At 34.2% G+C, this 20,209-nt stretch carries 15 protein-coding genes; 8 read left to right on the forward strand and 7 right to left on the reverse strand.

Features of this window, described 5'->3' with window-relative positions; translation table 11 throughout:
- Position 1: 1 nt before the first annotated feature.
- The 6 genes from V8G56_RS08410 to V8G56_RS08435 all read left to right on the forward strand — a co-directional run bounded on the left by V8G56_RS08410 (position 2) and on the right by V8G56_RS08435 (position 9,834).
- Positions 2 to 1,759 carry an efflux RND transporter periplasmic adaptor subunit gene (locus V8G56_RS08410; RefSeq protein WP_395438001.1) on the forward strand — a complete coding sequence of 586 codons (1,758 nt, stop codon included), beginning with the start codon at positions 2 to 4 and terminating at the stop codon, positions 1,757 to 1,759.
- Between the two features lie 32 nt (positions 1,760 to 1,791).
- Positions 1,792 to 2,199 carry a heavy-metal-associated domain-containing protein gene (locus V8G56_RS08415; protein ID WP_395438002.1) on the forward strand — a complete coding sequence of 136 codons (408 nt, stop codon included), beginning with the start codon at positions 1,792 to 1,794 and terminating at the stop codon, positions 2,197 to 2,199.
- Between the two features lie 495 nt (positions 2,200 to 2,694).
- The gene (locus V8G56_RS08420; protein ID WP_395438003.1) at positions 2,695 to 5,088 is read left to right on the forward strand and encodes a heavy metal translocating P-type ATPase; all 2,394 of its coding nucleotides are present in this window, start codon (positions 2,695 to 2,697) and stop codon (positions 5,086 to 5,088) included.
- A 31-nt stretch (positions 5,089 to 5,119) separates the two neighbouring features.
- Positions 5,120 to 6,004 (forward strand): DUF4382 domain-containing protein, encoded by an 885-nt coding sequence (locus V8G56_RS08425; protein WP_395438004.1) that lies wholly within the window; start codon positions 5,120 to 5,122, stop codon positions 6,002 to 6,004.
- Between the two features lie 352 nt (positions 6,005 to 6,356).
- Entirely contained in the window at positions 6,357 to 8,549 is a 2,193-nt protein-coding gene (locus V8G56_RS08430) for a S9 family peptidase (RefSeq protein WP_395438005.1), read from the forward strand.
- Between the two features lie 142 nt (positions 8,550 to 8,691).
- Entirely contained in the window at positions 8,692 to 9,834 is a 1,143-nt protein-coding gene (locus tag V8G56_RS08435) for an acyltransferase family protein (protein ID WP_395438006.1), read from the forward strand.
- A 173-nt stretch (positions 9,835 to 10,007) separates the two neighbouring features.
- Here the strand turns inward: V8G56_RS08435 and groL are convergent, their stop codons facing one another.
- The 7 genes from groL to miaB all read right to left on the reverse strand — a co-directional run bounded on the left by groL (position 10,008) and on the right by miaB (position 16,652).
- A complete protein-coding gene (groL, locus tag V8G56_RS08440) occupies positions 10,008 to 11,639 on the reverse strand; it encodes a chaperonin GroEL (protein WP_395438007.1) in 1,632 nt (543 codons plus the stop codon).
- Between the two features lie 13 nt (positions 11,640 to 11,652).
- Positions 11,653 to 11,928 carry a co-chaperone GroES gene (locus tag V8G56_RS08445; protein ID WP_395438008.1) on the reverse strand — a complete coding sequence of 92 codons (276 nt, stop codon included), beginning with the start codon at positions 11,926 to 11,928 and terminating at the stop codon, positions 11,653 to 11,655.
- 146 nt (positions 11,929 to 12,074) lie between these two features.
- Positions 12,075 to 12,425 carry a preprotein translocase subunit SecG gene (secG, locus tag V8G56_RS08450; RefSeq protein WP_395438009.1) on the reverse strand — a complete coding sequence of 117 codons (351 nt, stop codon included), beginning with the start codon at positions 12,423 to 12,425 and terminating at the stop codon, positions 12,075 to 12,077.
- A complete protein-coding gene (locus V8G56_RS08455; protein WP_395438010.1) occupies positions 12,425 to 13,375 on the reverse strand; it encodes a hypothetical protein in 951 nt (316 codons plus the stop codon). The genes secG and V8G56_RS08455 overlap by 1 nt, the downstream gene beginning before the upstream one ends.
- Positions 13,376 to 13,413: 38 nt before the next feature.
- The gene (locus V8G56_RS08460; protein WP_395438011.1) at positions 13,414 to 13,920 is read right to left on the reverse strand and encodes an LptE family protein; all 507 of its coding nucleotides are present in this window, start codon (positions 13,918 to 13,920) and stop codon (positions 13,414 to 13,416) included.
- Positions 13,921 to 13,941: 21 nt separating this feature from the next.
- Positions 13,942 to 15,204, reverse strand: coding sequence for a sigma-54 interaction domain-containing protein (locus tag V8G56_RS08465; RefSeq protein WP_395438012.1), 1,263 nt, complete (start codon positions 15,202 to 15,204; stop codon positions 13,942 to 13,944).
- A gap of 2 nt (positions 15,205 to 15,206) precedes the next feature.
- Entirely contained in the window at positions 15,207 to 16,652 is a 1,446-nt protein-coding gene (miaB, locus tag V8G56_RS08470) for a tRNA (N6-isopentenyl adenosine(37)-C2)-methylthiotransferase MiaB (RefSeq protein ID WP_395438013.1), read from the reverse strand.
- A 148-nt stretch (positions 16,653 to 16,800) separates the two neighbouring features.
- Here miaB and V8G56_RS08475 point away from each other — a divergent pair, with 148 nt between their 5' ends.
- Positions 16,801 to 17,571 carry a hypothetical protein gene (locus V8G56_RS08475; RefSeq protein ID WP_395438014.1) on the forward strand — a complete coding sequence of 257 codons (771 nt, stop codon included), beginning with the start codon at positions 16,801 to 16,803 and terminating at the stop codon, positions 17,569 to 17,571.
- Between the two features lie 148 nt (positions 17,572 to 17,719).
- Entirely contained in the window at positions 17,720 to 20,209 is a 2,490-nt protein-coding gene (topA, locus tag V8G56_RS08480; protein WP_395438015.1) for a type I DNA topoisomerase, read from the forward strand.

A 20,209-nucleotide genomic window follows, 5' to 3' on the forward strand; every position in this document is an offset into this window, starting at 1 on the left:
GATGAACACAAAAAATAAAAATACACTAAAAATGGTAGGCATCCTGTTCGCAGGAGTTCTACTTGGATGGATTTTTTTTGGAGGGGATAATGCGCCAAAATCAGATCATGAACAAAGCACTTCAGAAAGCAAAGAAACCATTTGGACCTGTTCCATGCATCCACAAATACGCATGAACGAACCAGGTCTATGTCCCATATGTGGGATGGATTTAATTCCATTAGAGTCGAACGGTTCTTCAATAGACCCTGACGCCATTCAAATGACCGACGATGCTATGAAATTAGCGAATATACAGACCATGATAGTGGGTGGAGGCGACAATGCGAGTAAAAAATTGGCGCTTAATGGTAAAGTGCAGATTGACGAACGTAAATTGTATACCCAATCCACTCATATTCCGGGTAGAATTGAAAGGTTGATGATTAATTTTACGGGCGAAAAGGTTAGTCGCGGACAAACTTTGGCTATGGTGTATTCTCCTGAATTGGTAACGGCTCAAGAAGAATTATTACAAGCTTATCGCATGAAAGATGCACAGCCAGACTTATTTTCTGCTGCCAAACAAAAACTCAGTAATTTAAAAATTGGAGAAGGTACAATCAATAAAATAATAAGTACCAATAAACCTATTCATCAATTTCCTATAACCGCCGATGTCTCTGGTATTATCACAGCGAAAAAGGTGGATTTAGGGCATTATGTTGGTCAAGGCATGCCGATATATGAAATTGCCGATTTGTCCTCGCTATGGGTGCTTTTTGATGTTTATGAAAGCGATATGCCATGGGTAAAAGTAGGTAATAAAATACGCTACACTGTTCAATCGCTACCCGGAGAATCTTTTGAAGGCGTTATTACATTTATTGACCCTTTGATTAATCCACAAACCCGAGTAGCATCAGCAAGAGTTGAAGTCAAAAATTTTGAAAACAAATTAAAACCAGAAATGTTTGTGTCAGGTGTTATTAGTAATATGGTTTCTAAATCTACATCTAAAGACATCGTAATTCCAAAGACAGCAGTCATGTGGACTGGTGAACGATCAGTAGTTTATATGAAAAGCCTTGTTTCAAATAAAGTAAACTTCAAACTACGAGAAGTAACACTGGGGGCTTCACTAGGTGATGCCTATATCATCAAGGAAGGGCTTTCAGAAGGTGATGAAATTGTAGTTAAAGGCACATTTACTGTGGATGCCGCATCACAATTGGCAGGAAAACCGAGTATGATGAATATCTCTGAAGGTAAAAATGACCATATAAATCTATCAGAATTTAATAATGATAATGAATTGCAAAGAATAAAGGTGTCATCAATATTTCAAGAACAATTAAAAACGGTATTTAAAGATTATTTAAATCTGAAAGATGCTTTGGTTAAAGACGACTTTAAAGGAACAAAACAATTCTCAAAAGATCTTGTTAAAAATTTAAATAAAGTTGATATGGAATTAATTTCTGATGAACATACTCATAGTCAATGGATGACCTTAGAGAAGAAGATTAAATCAGCAGCGAATAATATTTTAAAAGCAGAAACTATTGAAAAACAAAGAATCTCTTTTAAGCAATTGTCATTATATTTTACAAATGCGATTCAAATATTTGGAGTCAATCAAACCGTGTATAAGCAATTTTGTCCTATGGTTAATGATAACCAAGGCGCTTATTGGTTAAGTTTAACCAAAGAAATATATAATCCATATTTTGGAGAAGCCATGTTAACTTGTGGTAGTACTAAGGAAGTTCTAGAATAATAAAAAACAAATAATTATAAAATTTAAAAATCATGAAGAAGTTAATTTTAAGTACAGTAACAATTATAGTATTAGGTTTATTAAGTTGTAAAAATGAGACCAAGGAAAAAAGTAATTCAGTTCTAAATCCATCAGAAGTTAAAGAAGTTGCAATGGCAACTATAAGTTTTGGCGTAAGAGGCAATTGTGGCATGTGTAAAAAGACCATCGAAAAAGCAGTTAACAGTTTAGAAGGCATATCAAAAGCAAATTGGGATGTAGATGCTAAGAAAATGGATGTTTCTTTTGACGATTCAAAAACCAATGAAATGGCTATACATAATGCTATTGCCGCTTCAGGATATGATACTGAAAAAGTATCTGCCGATTTGGATGCTTATAACGGATTACCAGGTTGTTGTCAGTACGACCATGATATGGTTATGAATCATATGGAGTAGTTTATTTGATGAAAACCTATATCCTTATTGTATAAATAAAGGTCAGAAGAATGTAACAGGAAATATCATAATGTGCTTAATTTTATACTTGAGTGAAATCTGAATTAACGCAGTAATCAATAAAATTAAATATTATGAGAAAATTAGTAACACTTCTAACGATGATTGGTCTTTTTGCATTAACAAGTTGTAAACAAGATACAGATGTAAATACAATGATGCACCATAATGGAAGATACCATTACTGGGGAATGCATATGGGCTGGTGGGTTTTCGCACTTATAATTGTAATAGTATTGGTAATGTTCTTTTTCAATTTCACAAAAAGAAAATAATCAATAATATTTGGAATTTTCAAAAGTATTTCATGAAGAACATGGATAATAATAGTGATAAAAACAAACATTAAAACCGAGAAATCATGATGTATTTTTGGATTATTCCACTAGTAATTGTCCTATGGGCGTTTTTATTGTATGTTAAAAATAAAAAGAAATGAAACACACATATTCCATTTCAGGAATGAGCTGTAATGGCTGTAGATCTCATGTAGAGAAAACTCTAAATAGTATTGAAGCTGTTGAGGAAGCGCAGGTAGATTTGCAAAAGGCCGAAGCTACCATTACCATGGGTTCTCATATATCAATAGATGTTTTTAAGGAAGCCCTTGAAAAGGATAGTGGTGGACGTTATGGAATTTCATTACCGGGAGAACACATTCATAAACACGAACATCAAAAACCGGAAGGCACAGGTATGGGTGTGTTTTATTGTCCTATGCACTGTGAAGGAGATAAAACCTATGATAAGCCTGGTGATTGCCCTGTTTGCGGAATGGATCTTGTGGAAGAAGTGTCGTCTAGCACAGATGCTTCTACTGAAGATAAAAATTATAAAAGACTATTGCATAAATTTTGGTGGAGTGTTGTTTTTACGTTACCTATATTTTTAATAGCCATGTCTGAGATGATTCCTGATAATCCTTTGTATAGTATACTTTCACTAAAATACTGGAACTGGATTCAATTTGGGTTATCAATTCCAGTGGTTTTTTACACCACATGGATGTTCTTTGAGCGTGCTTATCGCTCCATCAAAACATGGCATTTAAACATGTTTACATTAATTGGAATAGGAGCAGGTGTTGCCTGGGTTTTTAGTGTTTTTGGGATGTTGTTTCCAGATTTTTTTCCTCCACAATTTAAAACAGAATATGGTACTGTTCATGTGTATTTTGAGGCAGCAACCGTTATTTTAACCTTGGTATTGATGGGACAAGTATTAGAAGCACGTGCTCATGGCAAAACGAATAGTGCGGTTAAAGAATTGTTGCAGCTGGCACCAAATAAAGCCATTCGTATTGTAAATGGTCAGGAGGAGATCACATCCATTGAAAATATAGTTATTGGTGATTTATTGCGTGTTAAACCAGGTGACAGAATTCCGGTTGATGGTGTTGTTTATGAAGGAGAAAGTTCCGTTGATGAGTCCATGATTACAGGTGAGCCTATGCCCGTTCATAAATCGGTTCATGATAAAGTAAGTTCAGGAACCATTAATGGCAAACAGTCTTTTGTTATGAAAGCTGAAAAAGTGGGTAATGATACCTTGCTTTCTCAAATTATTGATATGGTCAATAAGGCAAGTCGGAGTCAGGCACCTATTCAAAAATTAGCGGATAAAATCTCTGGTTATTTTGTGCCTATTGTGGTACTTATTTCAGTCATTACCTTTGTTTTATGGATTGTATTTGGCCCAGAGCCTAAGTATGTATTTGCATTGGTAAATGCCATTGCGGTGCTTATTATTGCATGCCCATGTGCTTTAGGATTGGCAACACCTATGTCGGTTATGGTAGGTGTTGGAAAAGGTGCTAAATCTGGAGTTTTAATAAAAAATGCCGAAGCTTTAGAACGCCTAAATAGTATTGAAGTTCTAATTATTGATAAGACAGGCACCATAACTGAAGGAAAACCATCCGTTGATAAAATTGGAGTGCAATCTGCAAAGTATCGTGAAAAAGACGTGCTTCAATTTATTGTATCCATAAATCAAATGAGTGAACATCCTCTGGCAGAAGCGACCCTAAAATATGGGAAAGAACATGGAGTTGAACTTTTAAAAGTAAATAATTTTAATTCAGTTACAGGAAAAGGTGTTGTTGGGACTATAGATGATAAAAAAGTAGCATTAGGAAATGAAAAGTTAATGCAGGAAATTAATACGGTCATACCCGATGAACTTTCAAATGATGTGAAGTCACAACAAAAATTAGGCAAAACCGTGTCCTTTTTGTCGGTTAATGCTATTGCTATTGGATATGCAGTAATCAGTGATAAAATAAAAGCGTCCAGTAAAAAAGCAATTTCAGAATTACAATCAAAAGGTATTGATGTGATTATGTTAACCGGTGATAATTATGATACCGCTAAAGCGGTGGCACAAGAATTACATCTCACTGATTTTAAGGCCGGTTTGCTACCACAAGATAAACTAGCTGAGGTTGAATTATTACAAAGCCAAGGAAAAAAAGTGGCAGTTGCCGGTGATGGTATTAATGATGCGCCTGCGTTAGCAAAAAGTGATGTAGGTATTGCTATGGGAACAGGTACTGATGTAGCGATCGAAAGTGCCGGAATCACTTTAGTTAAAGGTGATTTACAAGGCATTGTGAAAGCTCATAATTTAAGTCGGAAAGTGATGGGTAATATAAAACAAAACTTATTTTTTGCACTCATTTATAACAGTATTGGAGTGCCTGTGGCTGCAGGCGTTTTATTTCCGTTTTTCGGAATTTTGTTATCACCTATGATAGCTGCATTGGCTATGAGTTTTAGTTCAGTCTCTGTAATTGCAAATGCTTTGCGATTAAGAAAAGTGAAATTATAAATTAATTTAAAATACCCTAAAAATGAATAAAATGAAATATTTTTTTGTTACACTATTACTAATAGCCGTAACAAGTTGCACGAATGACACAGCAGAGCCAAAAGGTACGCTTTCAGTTAAGCTTAGTGATGCACCAATGCATTATAATCAGTTCATGTCGGCAAGCGTAACCATTGATAAAATTGAAATTGGCAGTACTGCTCATGTTAATTCTATGATTAACATTATGAATACACCTATGTCATATAATTTATTAGAATTAATAAATGGCATAACCGCAACAATGGCAAATGCCGAAATTTCAGTAGGGAATTATGATTTAATGCGTTTATACATATCATCAACAGAAATGGTCATGACTAATGGTGATTTGTATACTTATAATATGGATCAAGAGGGTTATTCTGGTAATGGTATGATGCAAGGCGGGATGATGTTAAATTCAAGCAATAGAAGTATTGATATTACTCTAAATAATTCCTTAACTATTTCAGAAGGTGGTATGACGGAGTTTTTGTTAGATATAGATGTTAATGAGTCATTCATACTTGAGGGTGTAAACTACACTGGATCTGGACCCAATATGATGATGAGTATGAGCGGTTTTACTTTTATGCCAACAATTCGTTTTGTTGATATGTCAACTTCTGGAACCATTCACGGAAATGTACAAGATACTGTTGAAAATTTGCCAAATGCAACTATTTCTTTGTTGCATAATGGAACACTTTATACGACGACCCATTCTGATGGAAATGGAAATTACGCATTCATTGGAATTCCGCAAGGAATGTATACTATTAAAGTTGAATTAGATGGTTATATCATGAACCCTGCTGGAAATGAACAAAATATGCACGAATTAAACATGATGTCAAATGCTACTATAAGTGTCAATTTTAATATGATGACTTAATTGTTCAGATAGAAAACAGAATTAACAAATAAAAGAGGTTGTTTTAAACTATTGAAAGCATCATCCTGAATACTTTTCAGTTTGGCAAAAATCAATTTTAAAACGGCCTCTTTTTTATGTAGTTGAAATGATTAAAAAATTAAATATTCTCAGCCAACTAATGCTTTGCGTTTGCGTCGCATAAATATTGAATAATAGCTTCTTATTTCTGTGAAACAAATTTCAAAACAGCATTGAATTGGAAATAAAATATTAAATTTAGGAACTTTTTAGTGTTATAAAAAAACGTAAATCAATTACTCATATAAAAACCATGAATATGTGCAAAACCAGAGCTACTTTCAATTTAAAATTGAAACAAAAATTCGTATTTATTTTTATTCTTTTTGTCTTTTTATCATTACAAGTTTTTTCTCAGCGCGGAGGCTTCAAGTGGTCTAGTGATGGAAACTCTTATTACCGCATTGAAAATAATAGTGTGATGCAATACACCCTGCCTGAAAACAGTGCAAAGGTTTTAATAAGCAAAGAACAACTGACACCCAAAAACAGCACCTCACCTTTAGAAGTTAGTTATTTTATTTTTTCAAATGATGAGCAAAAAGTGTTGATTTTCACGAATACCAAACGTGTTTGGAGATTAAATACTAAAGGAGATTACTGGATTTTAGATATTGCTAAAGGTTCTTTAACACAACTTGGAACAAGTTTGCCGGAATCGTCTTTAATGTTTGCTAAATTTTCTCCTGACGGGACAAGAGTGGCTTATGTAAGCGATAACAATATTTATGTTGAGGATTTGAATACTTCTTATATAAAAGCACTTACAACTGATGGGTCAACTACTTTAATTAATGGAACGTTTGACTGGGCTTATGAAGAAGAGTTTGCTTGTAGAGATGGATTCCGTTGGAGTCCTGACAGCAAGTCAATAGCATATTGGCAAATAGACGCTTCAGATATTAAAAAGTTTTATATGATTAATAATACGGATGCTATTTATTCCCAACCAGTACCTTTAGAGTATCCTAAAGTTGGCGAGACACCATCGTCGTGTAAAGTGGGTGTTGTAAGTATTGCTGATGCTAAAACTATCTGGATGAAGGTTCCCGGTGATACAAGACAACACTATTTAGTGCGTATGGAATATATCCCTACAACTGAAAAGTTATTAGTGCAGCAATTAAACAGAAAACAAAATGATAGCAAATTATATATTGTTGAACCAAATTCAGGAGTAGCTAAAGTAATCTATGAGGAAACTGATAAAGCATGGGTTGATATCTATGAAGACGATTTTCAATATGATATTTATTTCACCAATAATTATAACTGGTTAAATAATGGTGAAAGTATTTTATGGGCGAGTGAAAAGGACGGATGGCGTCATTTGTATAATGTGTCTTTATCGGGAAAATCTGAAAAGAAAATAACAAATGGTGACTATGATATTATTGATTTAAATCATATAGACACTAAAAAAGGCTATGTATATTTTACGGCTTCACCTGAAAATGCGACTCAAAAATATTTGTATCGCACCAAATTAAATGGCAAAGGTAAAGCAGAATTTTTGAATCCGGAAGACCTAAAAGGGACTCATAATTATTCAGTGTCACCAACAGGTTCTTATGCCTTACATTCTTTTTCTAACAGTTATACCCGCCCCGCCGTTGAATATGTCACATTTCCAAAGCTTAAACCAGTCAATGCAACGGAAAGTATTGAAGCTAAATTAAGTGGATTGAAAGAAACTCCTAAAGTTGAATTCTTTAAAGTAACAACTGTTGATAATGTAGAGATGGACGGATGGATGGTAAAACCCACAAATTTTGATCCTTCAAAGAAATATCCTGTAGTATTTTATGTTTATACAGAACCTGCTGCTACAACAGTGACTGATTCTTACGGTGCAGGCATGAACAGAAACTACGATGGTGATATGGCTGATGACGGCTATATTTATATTTCTTTGGACAACCGAGGAACACCAGCGCCAAAAGGCAGAGAATGGCGTAAAAGTATTTACAGAAATATTGGAAGGATTAATATAAAAGATCAGGCCATGGCTGCAAAAGAAATCCTGAAATGGGATTTTGTTGATCCTGAGCGTATAGCGGTTTGGGGACACAGTGGTGGAGGTTCAGCTACTTTGAATTTAATGTTTCAGTATCCAGAAATATATAAAACAGGTATTTCATTGGCAGCTATTGCAAACCAGTTGACCTATGACAATATTTATCAAGAGCGTTATATGGGATTGCCACAAGAAAATCTGGAAGATTTTGTAAACGGTTCTCCAATGACCTATGCCAAAAATTTAGTTGGGAACTTATTGTATATCCATGGAACTGGCGATGATAATGTGCATTATCAAAATGCCGAAATCTTGATTAATGAATTGGTTAAATACAACAAGCAATTTCAATTTATGGCTTATCCTAACCGGACTCACGGCATTAGAGAAGGAGAAGGTACCACCAAACATTTAAGGACACTCTATACCAATTTTTTAAAAACCTATTGTCCGCCAGGAGGAAAATAAAAAGTTATTAAAGCATAAAAAATCCGAAACTAAAATTTCGGATTTTTTTTATATAATTAAGCAAAAAGAAATTGTGCAATAAATTAACTAAATTCGTTAATCAGCCAACAAAAATTTCAAGCAATAATAACATTTTATTCTAATGAAACCAACCACTAATTACATTTCATCCCTGACACCGTTAAGGGGCATTGCCGCTTTGCTTGTGGTATTATTCCATTATCAAGCTTTTTCCGTATTTCACGGATTTCCGGGGTTGCTAGATCAGTTAAATTCTCAGTTCATCACCAAAGGATATCTTTGGGTAGATTTTTTCTTTATTTTGAGTGGATTTGTTATCTCACATGTATACGGAGAGAAACTAAAAGCTCGATCCAAAGGTTTAATCAAGAACTATTTATGGGCTCGTTTTAGCAGATTATACCCATTACATATTTTTGTAATGCTTTTATTGGCGATTCAAATGATTGGTCTTAATCTATTAAATCCAGTTTATGCAAGTGTTAATTGGAATGCAGATAATACCATTTCTGCTTTTTTTATTCAGTTATTTTTTCTTCAAACGAGTGGTCTTATTGATACGTTTTCTTGGAATGTGGCGTCCTGGTCGGTTGCTGCGGAATGGTGGACGTATATTGTTGCAATAGGCCTTATTCCTTTATTAAATAAAGGATTTACTCGATATACTATATTAGCTTTCATATTAGCATTATCAGGGATGGTATTTATTACTTTTCAGACTCCTGATAATTCTATTAATGCCATTTTTGCTTTAGGAACCGTTAGATGTATTTTCGAATTCACCATTGGTATTGGAGTATATCAAGCCTATAAGTCACTTTTAAACAAGAAATCGTTTTGGTCTAAAGACTGGTTTTTGTATGTAATTCTTTTGTGTTTAATTGCAACGCTCAATTTTGGAATATATGATGTTGTGGTTATTCCTTTTTTCGGAGCATTTATTCTTTGTGCTTCGTTAAATACAGGTCGGCCATATAAATTATTAAACACAAAGCCATTAGTTTTCTTAGGTGATATTTCATATTCTATCTATTTAATACATTTATTTTGGTTATTTTTTTATTGGATTTGGTTAGACCTTTATTTTGTGCCTGCTTATCCGGGCGTGATGCCTACTTTTTGGGATAATTTACTTTGGATAACAATCTTAATGGCATTAATAATTAGCTCTTCCGCATTCACATATAAATTTGTAGAATTAAGAATGCAAAACAAATTAAGGCAATGGATTCAAACAAAGCCTAAGCAAGTAATATTAGATTGATTTATTCTGAAATGAGATCTAAAATGGTTTATTTAGGTCAATTCTTTTTTTCTTTTTCTAAAAATCCAGCTAATGATGATGGTATAGAAATTCCGAATGAGTGCTAATTTTAAATAAAAAACGCTTCAAAATTAATTGAAGCGTTTTTTAATATGTGTATCGAGACTGTCTGTTTACATCATTCCTGGCATACCGCCACCCATACCACCTGGCATAGCTGGAGTATCTTCTTTTATGTCAACCAATGCACATTCAGTAGTTAAAATCATTCCTGCAACGGACGCTGCATTTTCTAATGCAATACGCGTTACTTTTTTAGGATCGATAATACCTGCTTTTAACATATCAACGTAAGTCTCTGTTTTGGCATCATAACCAAAAGAGCCTTTTCCTTCCATCACTTTTGAAACAACCACACTGCCTTCCCCACCTGCATTTTCAACAATAGTACGCAATGGCGCTTCAATAGCACGTGCCACAATTTGAATACCGGTTACTTCGTCAAGATTTTCAGTAGTGATTTTTTCTAATACTGATTTGGCTCTAATAAAAGCAACACCTCCACCAGCAACAATGCCTTCTTCAACAGCCGCTCTTGTAGCATGTAAGGCATCATCAACACGGTCTTTTTTCTCTTTCATTTCCACTTCACTAGCAGCGCCTACATAAAGTACAGCAACACCTCCAGCTAATTTAGCCAAACGTTCTTGAAGTTTTTCTTTATCGTAATCACTGGTAGTCGTTTCTATTTGAGCTTTTATTTGATTCACTCTTGCCTTAATGTCTGCAGCTTTACCAGCACCATTCACAATAGTGGTATTGTCTTTATCTACTGTTACTGTTTCTGCAGTACCTAACATACTAATGTCGGCATTTTCAAGAGTAAATCCTCTTTCTTCAGAAATAACAGTTCCACCCGTTAAAATGGCAATATCTTCTAACATGGCCTTACGTCTGTCGCCAAAACCAGGGGCTTTAACAGCAGCAATTTTTAAGCCTCCACGTAATTTGTTTACAACCAAAGTCGCTAATGCTTGTCCGTCAACATCTTCGGCAATAATTAATAATGGTCTTCCAGATTGCGCAACAGGCTCTAATATTGGAAGTATTTCCTGTAAGTTTGAAATCTTTTTATCAAATAATAAAATGTATGGATTTTCTAAATCAGCAATCATTTTATCAGCATCCGTCACGAAATAAGGAGATAAATAGCCTCTGTCAAACTGCATACCTTCAACCACATCCACATAGGTTTCCATGCCTTTTGCTTCTTCAACAGTTATAACACCTTCTTTACCAACTTTATTAAATGCTTTTGCTATTAAGTCACCAATAGTATCATCATTATTTGCTGAAATAGAAGCAACTTGTTTTATCATTTCAGATGAGTTACCAACTTTTTTAGCTTGTTTTTCTAAATCCTTAACAATAGCTTCAACTGCTTTATCAATACCTCGTTTTAAATCCATTGGATTGGCACCAGCAGCAACATTCTTTAGTCCTTCTTTAACAATAGATTGTGCTAATACGGTCGCAGTTGTAGTACCGTCACCAGCTAAATCATTCGTTTTGGAAGCCACTTCTTTTACCATTTGTGCTCCCATGTTTTCAAGAGGATCTTGAAGCTCTATTTCTTTGGCTACAGTAACACCATCTTTAGTAACCTGAGGGGCACCAAATGATTTGCTAATAATCACATTTCTTCCTTTTGGACCTAAGGTTACTTTTACTGCATTTGCTAATGCATCAACTCCACGCTTTAAACCGTCGCGTGCTTCAATATCAAATTTTATATCTTTTGCCATAATTTGTAACTTTTTAAATAATTGCTAATATGTCGCTTTCACGCATGATTAAATAATCTTTTCCGTCTAATTTTAGTTCTGTGCCAGCATATTTACCATATAAAACAGTATCGCCAACTTTCACAGTAATAGGATCATCTTTGGTGCCTTTACCAGCAGCAACAACTTTTCCTCTTTGTGGTTTTTCTTTGGCGTTATCTGGAATAATAATTCCTGATGCTGTTTTTGTTTCAGCTTCAGCAGGCTCAATAAGAACTCGGTCTGCTAATGGTTTAATGTTTAAGCTCATTTGTTATATTATTTTAATTAATTAAATTATGTTGAACGGAGTAGTATCATTCTAAAATTGTGCCAATAACGAACTACTGACAAACTTGCAGTAACAAAAAATGCCAACTTATTTAAGTTGGCATTTTTTAGTTTTATTTACAGAAATTACTGTACTGAATCTTTTACTGTTGCAGCTGGAGTAGTTGTGGTTTGCACTGGTACAGGTAAGGTTGTAGTTGTTTCATCGGCGTCAATGGCTTTTGAATCAACATCGCTTGTGCCTCTATTAATAGCAACATTTGATATTAAAATTAATGCTAATAATAAGGTTGCTAATGTCCAGGTACTTTTGTCTAAAAAGTCAGTGGTTTTTTTAACACCTCCTAATTGTTGTGTACCACCACCACCAAAAGATGATGATAATCCGCCTCCTTTAGGGTTTTGTACCATGATTACTACTACTAATAAAAATGCTACTACAACAATTAATACTAAAAATATTGTAAACGTACTCATTATTCCTTATTGTTTTGTTCTTGTAATTGTTCTACTGCTCTAATTTGGATTGCAAAGAAACTACTTTTTTCCGGATATTTCAAACTTAATATCTTATAAGATTGAATTGCTTTTTTGTAGTTTTTTTGTTCAACATAAATACGCGCTAAAGTCTCTGTCATTAACTCCTCAGGTTGTATCAACTGGGCTTTGGCTATGTTGTGTGTTGGTGTATAAGTTCTATCTGGATTGATTTTTGGATTTTTTGTTATGAACTCATCTATCAATTTGAATTTTTTTCTGCGTTCTAAGTGCTCAACATCTTCTGTATCTTCTGTTTTCGATTCAAGTTTAACCGGTGTTTTATCACGTACAATAGTTTTAAAACTCGCTAGTTTGAGCCATTCATTAAATGAATGGGTTTCTTTTTTGTCAAACTCCAAAGGTTTTCCTAATAATAAAATATCTTCAGCTGATGCTTCTTGAGTTTTAGTTTCTGGCGTCACCTTTTCAATATTTTCTGATTCATCCAATCTGAAACTAGCTATTTTTTGACGCTCGAATTTTGGTTGAAACAGAGACGGATTTAAAACTTCCAGATTACTTTTAATGTCTGCTGGAGTGGTTTCATCAATCACTACTTTTTTATTGATCGAAATATCCTCAACAGTCACAGCAATATCAAGTAAGTGTTCGCTGTTTATTTTTATGAATTGTGATATTTCGTTTTGATTAAATACTTCAGAAGTAATAAAATCAAATAAAATACTTCGGTCTGTAGTGTAAGCAGCAGCTGTTTTAAGTTCTTGATTGTATTGAAAACTCTCTTGGTTTTTCAAGCCTTTTAGATAAATGGCTCTGGCTGATTGAAAATAAGGGAATTGATTGATAATAGTTTTCACACCTTCAGTTTGTGCAGGCGTAACGGCCTCTGGGTTTTGAAGTAAGTATGTGAAATTTTTATTATTCATTTTCCTCTTTTACTTTTGATTCTTTTTAAAATTAGTTTTTACCATTTGGCCAAAGAGGCGTTAAAGATGTCCTGCGTAATACGTTCAAAAATTTCAGAAACGGCTGCGTCTTTTACACCACCTATAAGTTGCGAACTCCCGGCGTAATCAAAATAAAATGAAAAAGATTTATCAAACTCTGCTTCTTCATCATGCTTATCCATAAAATGCACTTTTACACCAATAGTTAATCTGTTTTGTGCTGCGGTGTTTGATGAGGTTGCCGTAGTTGGTGATATTCTATATTGCGTAATTTCTCCCTCATAAACCAAATCTCCATTAGATTTTACTAGGGTTAAATTCGTTTGGTTTTGTAATAAATCTATTAAGGCATTCGTGAATTGCAGGTCTAGTCCAGGCTCCACTAAAATAGCATTATTTTGAAAATAATTTACCTGAAACGTTTTAGTGTTTGGCCCAACGGATGCACCGGTAAATGAATAGGCGCCACAACTTAAAAGGATAATTGAAGTTAAGAATAAAACAATATAATGGGTGGTTTTCATGCGAAATAAATATATTCTAAATTACAAATCAAATTGTTTAATCTTTCTGTACAAGGTGCGTTCACTAATACCTAATTCTTCAGCTGCTAATTTACGCTTTCCACTGTGACGCTCAAGTGATTTCTTTATTAATTCTAATTCTTTATCGTGTAAAGAGAGTGTTTCTTCTTCTTCAATCTCTTCAGCAAAATGATATTTATCGGATTTACTTATCATTTCTTGAGAGCTTTCTTGATGTTCTGGAATTGATAAAACTTCAGTCTCATCAACCTCTTCTTCATATAAAGTTTCATCATCTGAACCATAAATTTTTTGAATAAGCCCTTGATGCTCCTTTTCAACATCTTTAGCATTGCCTTTTTTCATCAGTTCCATGGTGAGCTTTTTCAAATCATTCAAATCACTTTTCATGTCAAATAATACTTTGTAAAGTATTTCTCGCTCACTGCTAAAGTCGGTGTCAGATTTTGTGTGTTTGATGATGGCAGGTAAATTACTTCCCGAAGTAGGCAAATAACCTTTTAATGTTTCAGCTGAAATGGTTCTGTTTTGTTCTAATACAGATATTTGCTCGGCAACATTTCTTAACTGACGAATATTTCCACTCCAGCGATGTTTTAATAATACCTGAATGGCATCATCGGTTAACTTAATAGTTGGCATCTTGTATTTTAATGCAAAATCACTCGCAAACTTTCTGAATAACAAATGAATGTCTTCTTGGCGTTCTCTTAACGGGGGCAAATGAATATCTACTGTACTTAAACGGTAATATAAATCTTCACGAAATTTTTCTTTTTTAATAGCTTCAAACATATTAGCGTTTGTTGCAGCCACAATTCTCACATCTGTTTTTTGAACTTTACTGGAGCCAACTTTAATAAACTCCCCATTTTCTAAAACACGTAATAAACGCACTTGAGTTGTAAGGGGCAATTCCCCAACTTCGTCAAGAAAAATAGTGCCACCATCTGCTACTTCAAAATAACCTTCTCGGGTTTGGGTAGCCCCTGTAAAAGAGCCTTTTTCATGACCAAACAATTCACTGTCAATAGTGCCTTCTGGTATGGCACCACAGTTTACGGCGATGTATTTTCCGTGCTTGCGGTGTGATAATTGATGAATGATTTTTGGAATACTTTCTTTGCCAACTCCACTTTCTCCGGTGACTAAAACCGAAATATCTGTTGGAGCTACTTGAATGGCTTTTTCAATAGCACGATTGAGAACGGGCGTATTTCCTATAATTCCAAATCGTTGTTTTATAACCTGAACAGATTCCATAATTAATTATTTTTTGAATAACCAACGGCCTCTCCTATAAGTGTTGCGCTGGTGCAATCATTTACTTTTACATTGACAAAATCACCTATTTTGTAATGTTCTTTAGGGAACACAACAACCGTACTTTGAGGGTTTCTTCCGGACCAATGAGTATCTGATTTTTTTGAAGATTTTTCAATTAAAACTTCTACAATTTTTCCCACAAATTGCTCTGTTCTATATTGACTATGTTTTAGTTGCAAGGCAACTATTTCGGCTAGTCTTTGTTTTTTGATTTCATGCGGCACGTCATCTTCCATTTTACGTTCTGCTAAAGTGCCTGGTCTTTCAGAATAAGCAAACATATAGCCAAAATCATATTTTACATGGTTCATTAAGCTTAATGTGTCCTGATGATCCTGCTCTGTTTCGGTTGGAAAACCCACAATCATATCTTGACTGATACCGCAATCAGGAATTATGTTTCTAATGTTATCGATGAGTTCAAAATATTCTTCGCGGGTATGCTGCCTGTTCATTTCTTTTAATATGCGATTGCTGCCACTTTGAACAGGTAAGTGAATATAATTACAAATATTTTCAAATTTGGACATTGTTTTAACCACATCCAGAGTCATATCCTGAGGATTTGAAGTTGAAAAACGAATACGCATTCTTGGTTGTGCTGTTGCGCACATTTCTAACAATTTAGAAAAAGTAACAGCGGTTGCTTTTTGAAAATCAGAGGCTTTATCAAAATCTTTTTTTAAGCCGCCACCATACCAAAGGTAGCTGTCAACATTTTGTCCAAGTAGCGTGATCTCTTTAAAACCTTTATTCCACAGGTCATTAACTTCTTCAAGGATGCTTTGTGGGTCTCTGCTTCGTTCTCGCCCTCTGGTAAAAGGAACGACACAAAACGTACACATATTATCGCAGCCACGTGTTATAGATACAAAGGCTGTAACGCCATTGGAGTTTAATCTTACCGGTGAAATATCTCCATATGTTTCATCTTTTGATAGAATGACATTAATGGCATCTCTGCCTTCATCCACTTCATTTAAAAGATTTGGTAAATCTTTGTAAGCGTCAGGACCAACTACTAAATCAACAATTTTCTCTTCTTCTAAGAATTTACTCTTCAGCCGTTCTGCCATACATCCCAAAACACCAACTTTCATTTTGGGATTTATTTTTTTTACAGCATTATATTTTTCTAAACGTTTACGAACGGTTTGTTCTGCTTTGTCTCTAATTGAACAGGTGTTTACCAAAACCAAATCAGCATCTTCCAAATTTTGTGTCGTGTTATAGCCGCCATCTGCCAAAATAGAGGCCACTATTTCACTATCACTAAAATTCATTGCACAACCATAACTTTCAATAAAAAGTTTTTTGCTGTTTTCTTTTTTAGGCTCTATAATAAGAGATTCCCCTTGCTTATTTTCATCTATAATCTTTTCCATACAAATATTGAGACCCCTGGGTTAATAAGTGTGCAAAGATACAATAAAATAATCTTTAGTGACAAAGTGTCAGATGTAAAATTATGTTATAATTGTGTTATAATTGATAAAGTGCTTACTTTTATTGAAACCAAACAAACAAGAAAGAATGAGGAATATTAATGAGATTTTAGAAAAAATAAATCAGGCCAAACCACTTGATTTTGGAATTATTTTTAGTGACTCTATTGAATTGTTTAAGAAAACATGGGTCCAAGGTTTCTTACTTCAAGTATTCACTATTATCATCATGATGCCATTAATTGTTGTGATTTACTTGCCTATAATAGGTATTTTGTTAGCACAAACTAAAAATGGGTATAGTGACCCGACTCCTTTTGCTGATTTTTTTGCAGGAATGTCTATAATTTCTATTCTTTTTATCATTGCAGCCGTATTTGCTCTTAGCACTATTTCATTTGTTTTAAATGCCGGCTTTTTCAGAATCATGAAAAAATTAGATTTTAATGAGGAAGTATTTTCATCAGATTTCTTTTATTTTTTTAAATCTCATTATTTCAATAAAACATTTATACTTGTGTTAGCAACTGTTGGAATTGCTATTGTTGCTTTATTGTTATGTTATGTACCTATATTTTATGCTTTGGTGCCTTTGTCATTTATCAATATGGTTTTTGCGTTTAATCCAGATTTGAGCGCTGGTGATATTGTAAAAGCGAGTTTTAAACTTGGAAATAAAAAATGGTTACTGGCTTTTGGCCTGATAATTATATCGAGTATTTTGGCTCAAATCGTCGGAATGATTATGTGTTTTGTGGGCGTTTTATTTACGGCTGCTTTTGTTTATCATCCTACTTATTTAATATATAAGGAAATTATTGGTTTTGAAGAAGAGAATCCTTTTGAAGTTATTGAATAACTAATTTTGATAAAATCAAGAAATTAAAATTAACCTGAAACTTTGAGAGATTTTGTTTAAATATTTAATCGTTGAAAAAACAGTTAATCTATAAAATTAGGCACATAAACTTTTTTTCCTATACATTTGTACCTTCAAAAAACGAAGTATGGCGAAGAATTTAGTAATTGTAGAGTCACCGGCTAAGGCTAAAACTATTGAAAAATTTTTAGGTAAAGATTTTAAAGTTGAATCAAGCTTTGGACACATATCAGATCTTCCTTCAAAAGAATTAGGGGTTGATGTGGAAGGAGATTTTAAACCAAAATATGAAGTTTCACGAGATAAAAAAGCAGTTGTAAAAAAACTCAAAGATTTGGCTAAAAATTCCGATATGGTTTGGTTAGCAAGTGATGAGGACCGTGAAGGTGAAGCTATTGCCTGGCATTTGGCTGAAGCTTTAAATTTAGATAAGGCTAAAACCAAACGCATTGTTTTTCATGAAATCACTAAATCTGCCATTCAAAAGGCTATTGAAAACCCACGTGATATTGATTATCATTTAGTAGATGCTCAGCAAGCCCGAAGAGTTTTAGATAGAATAGTTGGTTATGAATTATCGCCAGTGCTTTGGAGAAAAGTAAAAGGTGGTTTATCAGCAGGACGTGTACAGTCTGTTTCTGTTCGTTTGATCGTTGAACGTGAGCGTGAAATACAAGAGTTTAGTTCTGTGGCCTCCTTTAGAATTGATGCAGAGTTTTCAAATGAAGCTGGACAATCATTCAAAGCTAAGTTGCCAAAAACGTTTTCAACTCAAAAAGAGGCTTATAAATTCTTAGAGTCTAATATCAATGCTACCTTTAAAGTCGCTGATTTAGAAAAAAAACCGGCCAAAAAATCACCGGCAGCTCCTTTTACAACCTCCACACTTCAACAAGAAGCATCACGTAAGTTATATTTTTCAGTAAGTAAAACTATGACCATGGCACAACGGCTATATGAGTCAGGTTTGATCACTTACATGAGAACAGACAGTGTTAACTTATCTGATGAAGCAAGAAATGCTGCCAAAAAGGAAATAGAAAGTGCTTTTGGTTCAAAATATAGTAAACCTAGAAATTATAAAGGAAAATCTAAAGGAGCCCAGGAGGCCCATGAAGCCATTAGGCCAACCGATTTTTCTTTGCATTCTGCAGATATTGATAGAGATCAGGCGCGATTATATGATCTGATTTGGAAACGCGCTATTGCTTCTCAAATGAGTGAAGCCGAACTGGAACGTACTAATGTTAAAATTAGCGCTTCAACTCATAAAGATCAATTTACTGCTTATGGAGAAGTCATTACTTTTGATGGTTTTTTAAAGGTTTATATGGAAGGCAGTGATGATGAAGATGTTGAGCAGGAAGGTATGTTGCCGGCAATGAAAACAAATGAAACCCTCCACAATAATTATATAACTGCCACAGAGCGTTACGCACGTCCACCATATAGATATACAGAAGCCTCTTTAGTCAAGCAATTAGAAGAGCTTGGTATTGGTAGACCTTCTACTTATGCGCCAACAATATCTACTATTCAAAACAGAAATTATGTTGAAAAAGGAAGTGTTGAAGGTGTTGAACGTAATTATACCCAGATTACACTTAAAAAGGGCCATTTAAAAGAAAAAGTATTAACTGAAAAATACGGATCTGATAAAGGAAAATTAGTACCGACAGATATAGGAATGATAGTTACTGATTTTTTAGTGACCCATTTTGAACATATTTTAGATTATAACTTTACGGCTAAAGTTGAAGAAGATTTTGATGATATTGCTGAAGGCAAAGAGGACTGGACTAAAATGATGAAAAATTTCTATAAGGAATTTCATCCACAGGTGGAGCATGTTCAGGAAAATGCAGACAGAGAATCTGGAGAACGTGTTTTAGGTTCTGATCCAAAAACAGGGAAGCAAGTAAGTGTACGATTGGGTAAATTTGGTCCAATGGTGCAAATTGGTACGGTGGATGATGATGAGAAACCACAGTTTGCCAGTTTATCTCCAGACCAGCAATTAAATACCATTACCTATGAAGAAGCTATGGATTTATTTCAGCTTCCAAAAAGTTTGGGTACTTATAAAGGTGAAGCGTTAGAAGTTAATAATGGTAGGTTTGGACCTTACGTAAAGTATGGTAGTAAATTTGTGTCATTACCTAAAGGGGTTGATGCTTTAAGTGTTGAACTTGAAGATGCTATTGACTTAATAAAAGAAAAAGAAGAGGCAGATGCACCTATTTATACCTATAAAAAGTTACCAGTTCAAAAAGGAAAGGGACGTTTTGGACCATTTATAAAATGGAACAATATGTTCATTAATGTGAGCAGTAAGTATGATTGGGATGATTTATCAAATGATGACATCGTAGAATTAATTGAAACAAAAATTCAAAAAGACATTGATAAAGTGGTCCATAACTGGGAAGAAGAAGGCATTCGAGTTGAAAAGGCACGTTGGGGAAGACATAATATCTTAAAAGGAAAAACAAAGATTGAGCTTGATAAATCAGTAGATGCGACTAAATTAACTTTAGAAAAGGTTAAAAGCATTATTGAAGAGAAGGCTCCAAAGAAAAAAGCTTCAAAGAAAAAAACGGTTGCAAAAAAGAAGTAA

Origin of the sequence: Gaetbulibacter aquiaggeris (genome assembly GCF_044003965.1) — a bacterium.
Classification (GTDB): Bacteria; Bacteroidota; Bacteroidia; order Flavobacteriales; family Flavobacteriaceae; genus Yeosuana; species Yeosuana aquiaggeris.

What these genes read in the sequence shown, in the direction of transcription:
- V8G56_RS08465 (WP_395438012.1), bottom strand. Translation starts at nt 15,204, where the DNA reads ATGGAATCTGTTCAGGTTATAAAACAACGATTTGGAATTATAGGAAAT.
- V8G56_RS08410 (WP_395438001.1), top strand. Translation starts at nt 2, where the DNA reads ATGAACACAAAAAATAAAAATACACTAAAAATGGTAGGCATCCTGTTC.
- secG (WP_395438009.1), bottom strand. Translation starts at nt 12,425, where the DNA reads ATGAGTACGTTTACAATATTTTTAGTATTAATTGTTGTAGTAGCATTT.
- topA (WP_395438015.1), top strand. Translation starts at nt 17,720, where the DNA reads ATGGCGAAGAATTTAGTAATTGTAGAGTCACCGGCTAAGGCTAAAACT.
- V8G56_RS08415 (WP_395438002.1), top strand. Translation starts at nt 1,792, where the DNA reads ATGAAGAAGTTAATTTTAAGTACAGTAACAATTATAGTATTAGGTTTA.
- miaB (WP_395438013.1), bottom strand. Translation starts at nt 16,652, where the DNA reads ATGGAAAAGATTATAGATGAAAATAAGCAAGGGGAATCTCTTATTATA.
- groL (WP_395438007.1), bottom strand. Translation starts at nt 11,639, where the DNA reads ATGGCAAAAGATATAAAATTTGATATTGAAGCACGCGACGGTTTAAAG.
- V8G56_RS08455 (WP_395438010.1), bottom strand. Translation starts at nt 13,375, where the DNA reads ATGAATAATAAAAATTTCACATACTTACTTCAAAACCCAGAGGCCGTT.
- V8G56_RS08475 (WP_395438014.1), top strand. Translation starts at nt 16,801, where the DNA reads ATGAGGAATATTAATGAGATTTTAGAAAAAATAAATCAGGCCAAACCA.
- V8G56_RS08445 (WP_395438008.1), bottom strand. Translation starts at nt 11,928, where the DNA reads ATGAGCTTAAACATTAAACCATTAGCAGACCGAGTTCTTATTGAGCCT.
- V8G56_RS08420 (WP_395438003.1), top strand. Translation starts at nt 2,695, where the DNA reads ATGAAACACACATATTCCATTTCAGGAATGAGCTGTAATGGCTGTAGA.
- V8G56_RS08425 (WP_395438004.1), top strand. Translation starts at nt 5,120, where the DNA reads ATGAAATATTTTTTTGTTACACTATTACTAATAGCCGTAACAAGTTGC.
- V8G56_RS08435 (WP_395438006.1), top strand. Translation starts at nt 8,692, where the DNA reads ATGAAACCAACCACTAATTACATTTCATCCCTGACACCGTTAAGGGGC.
- V8G56_RS08460 (WP_395438011.1), bottom strand. Translation starts at nt 13,920, where the DNA reads ATGAAAACCACCCATTATATTGTTTTATTCTTAACTTCAATTATCCTT.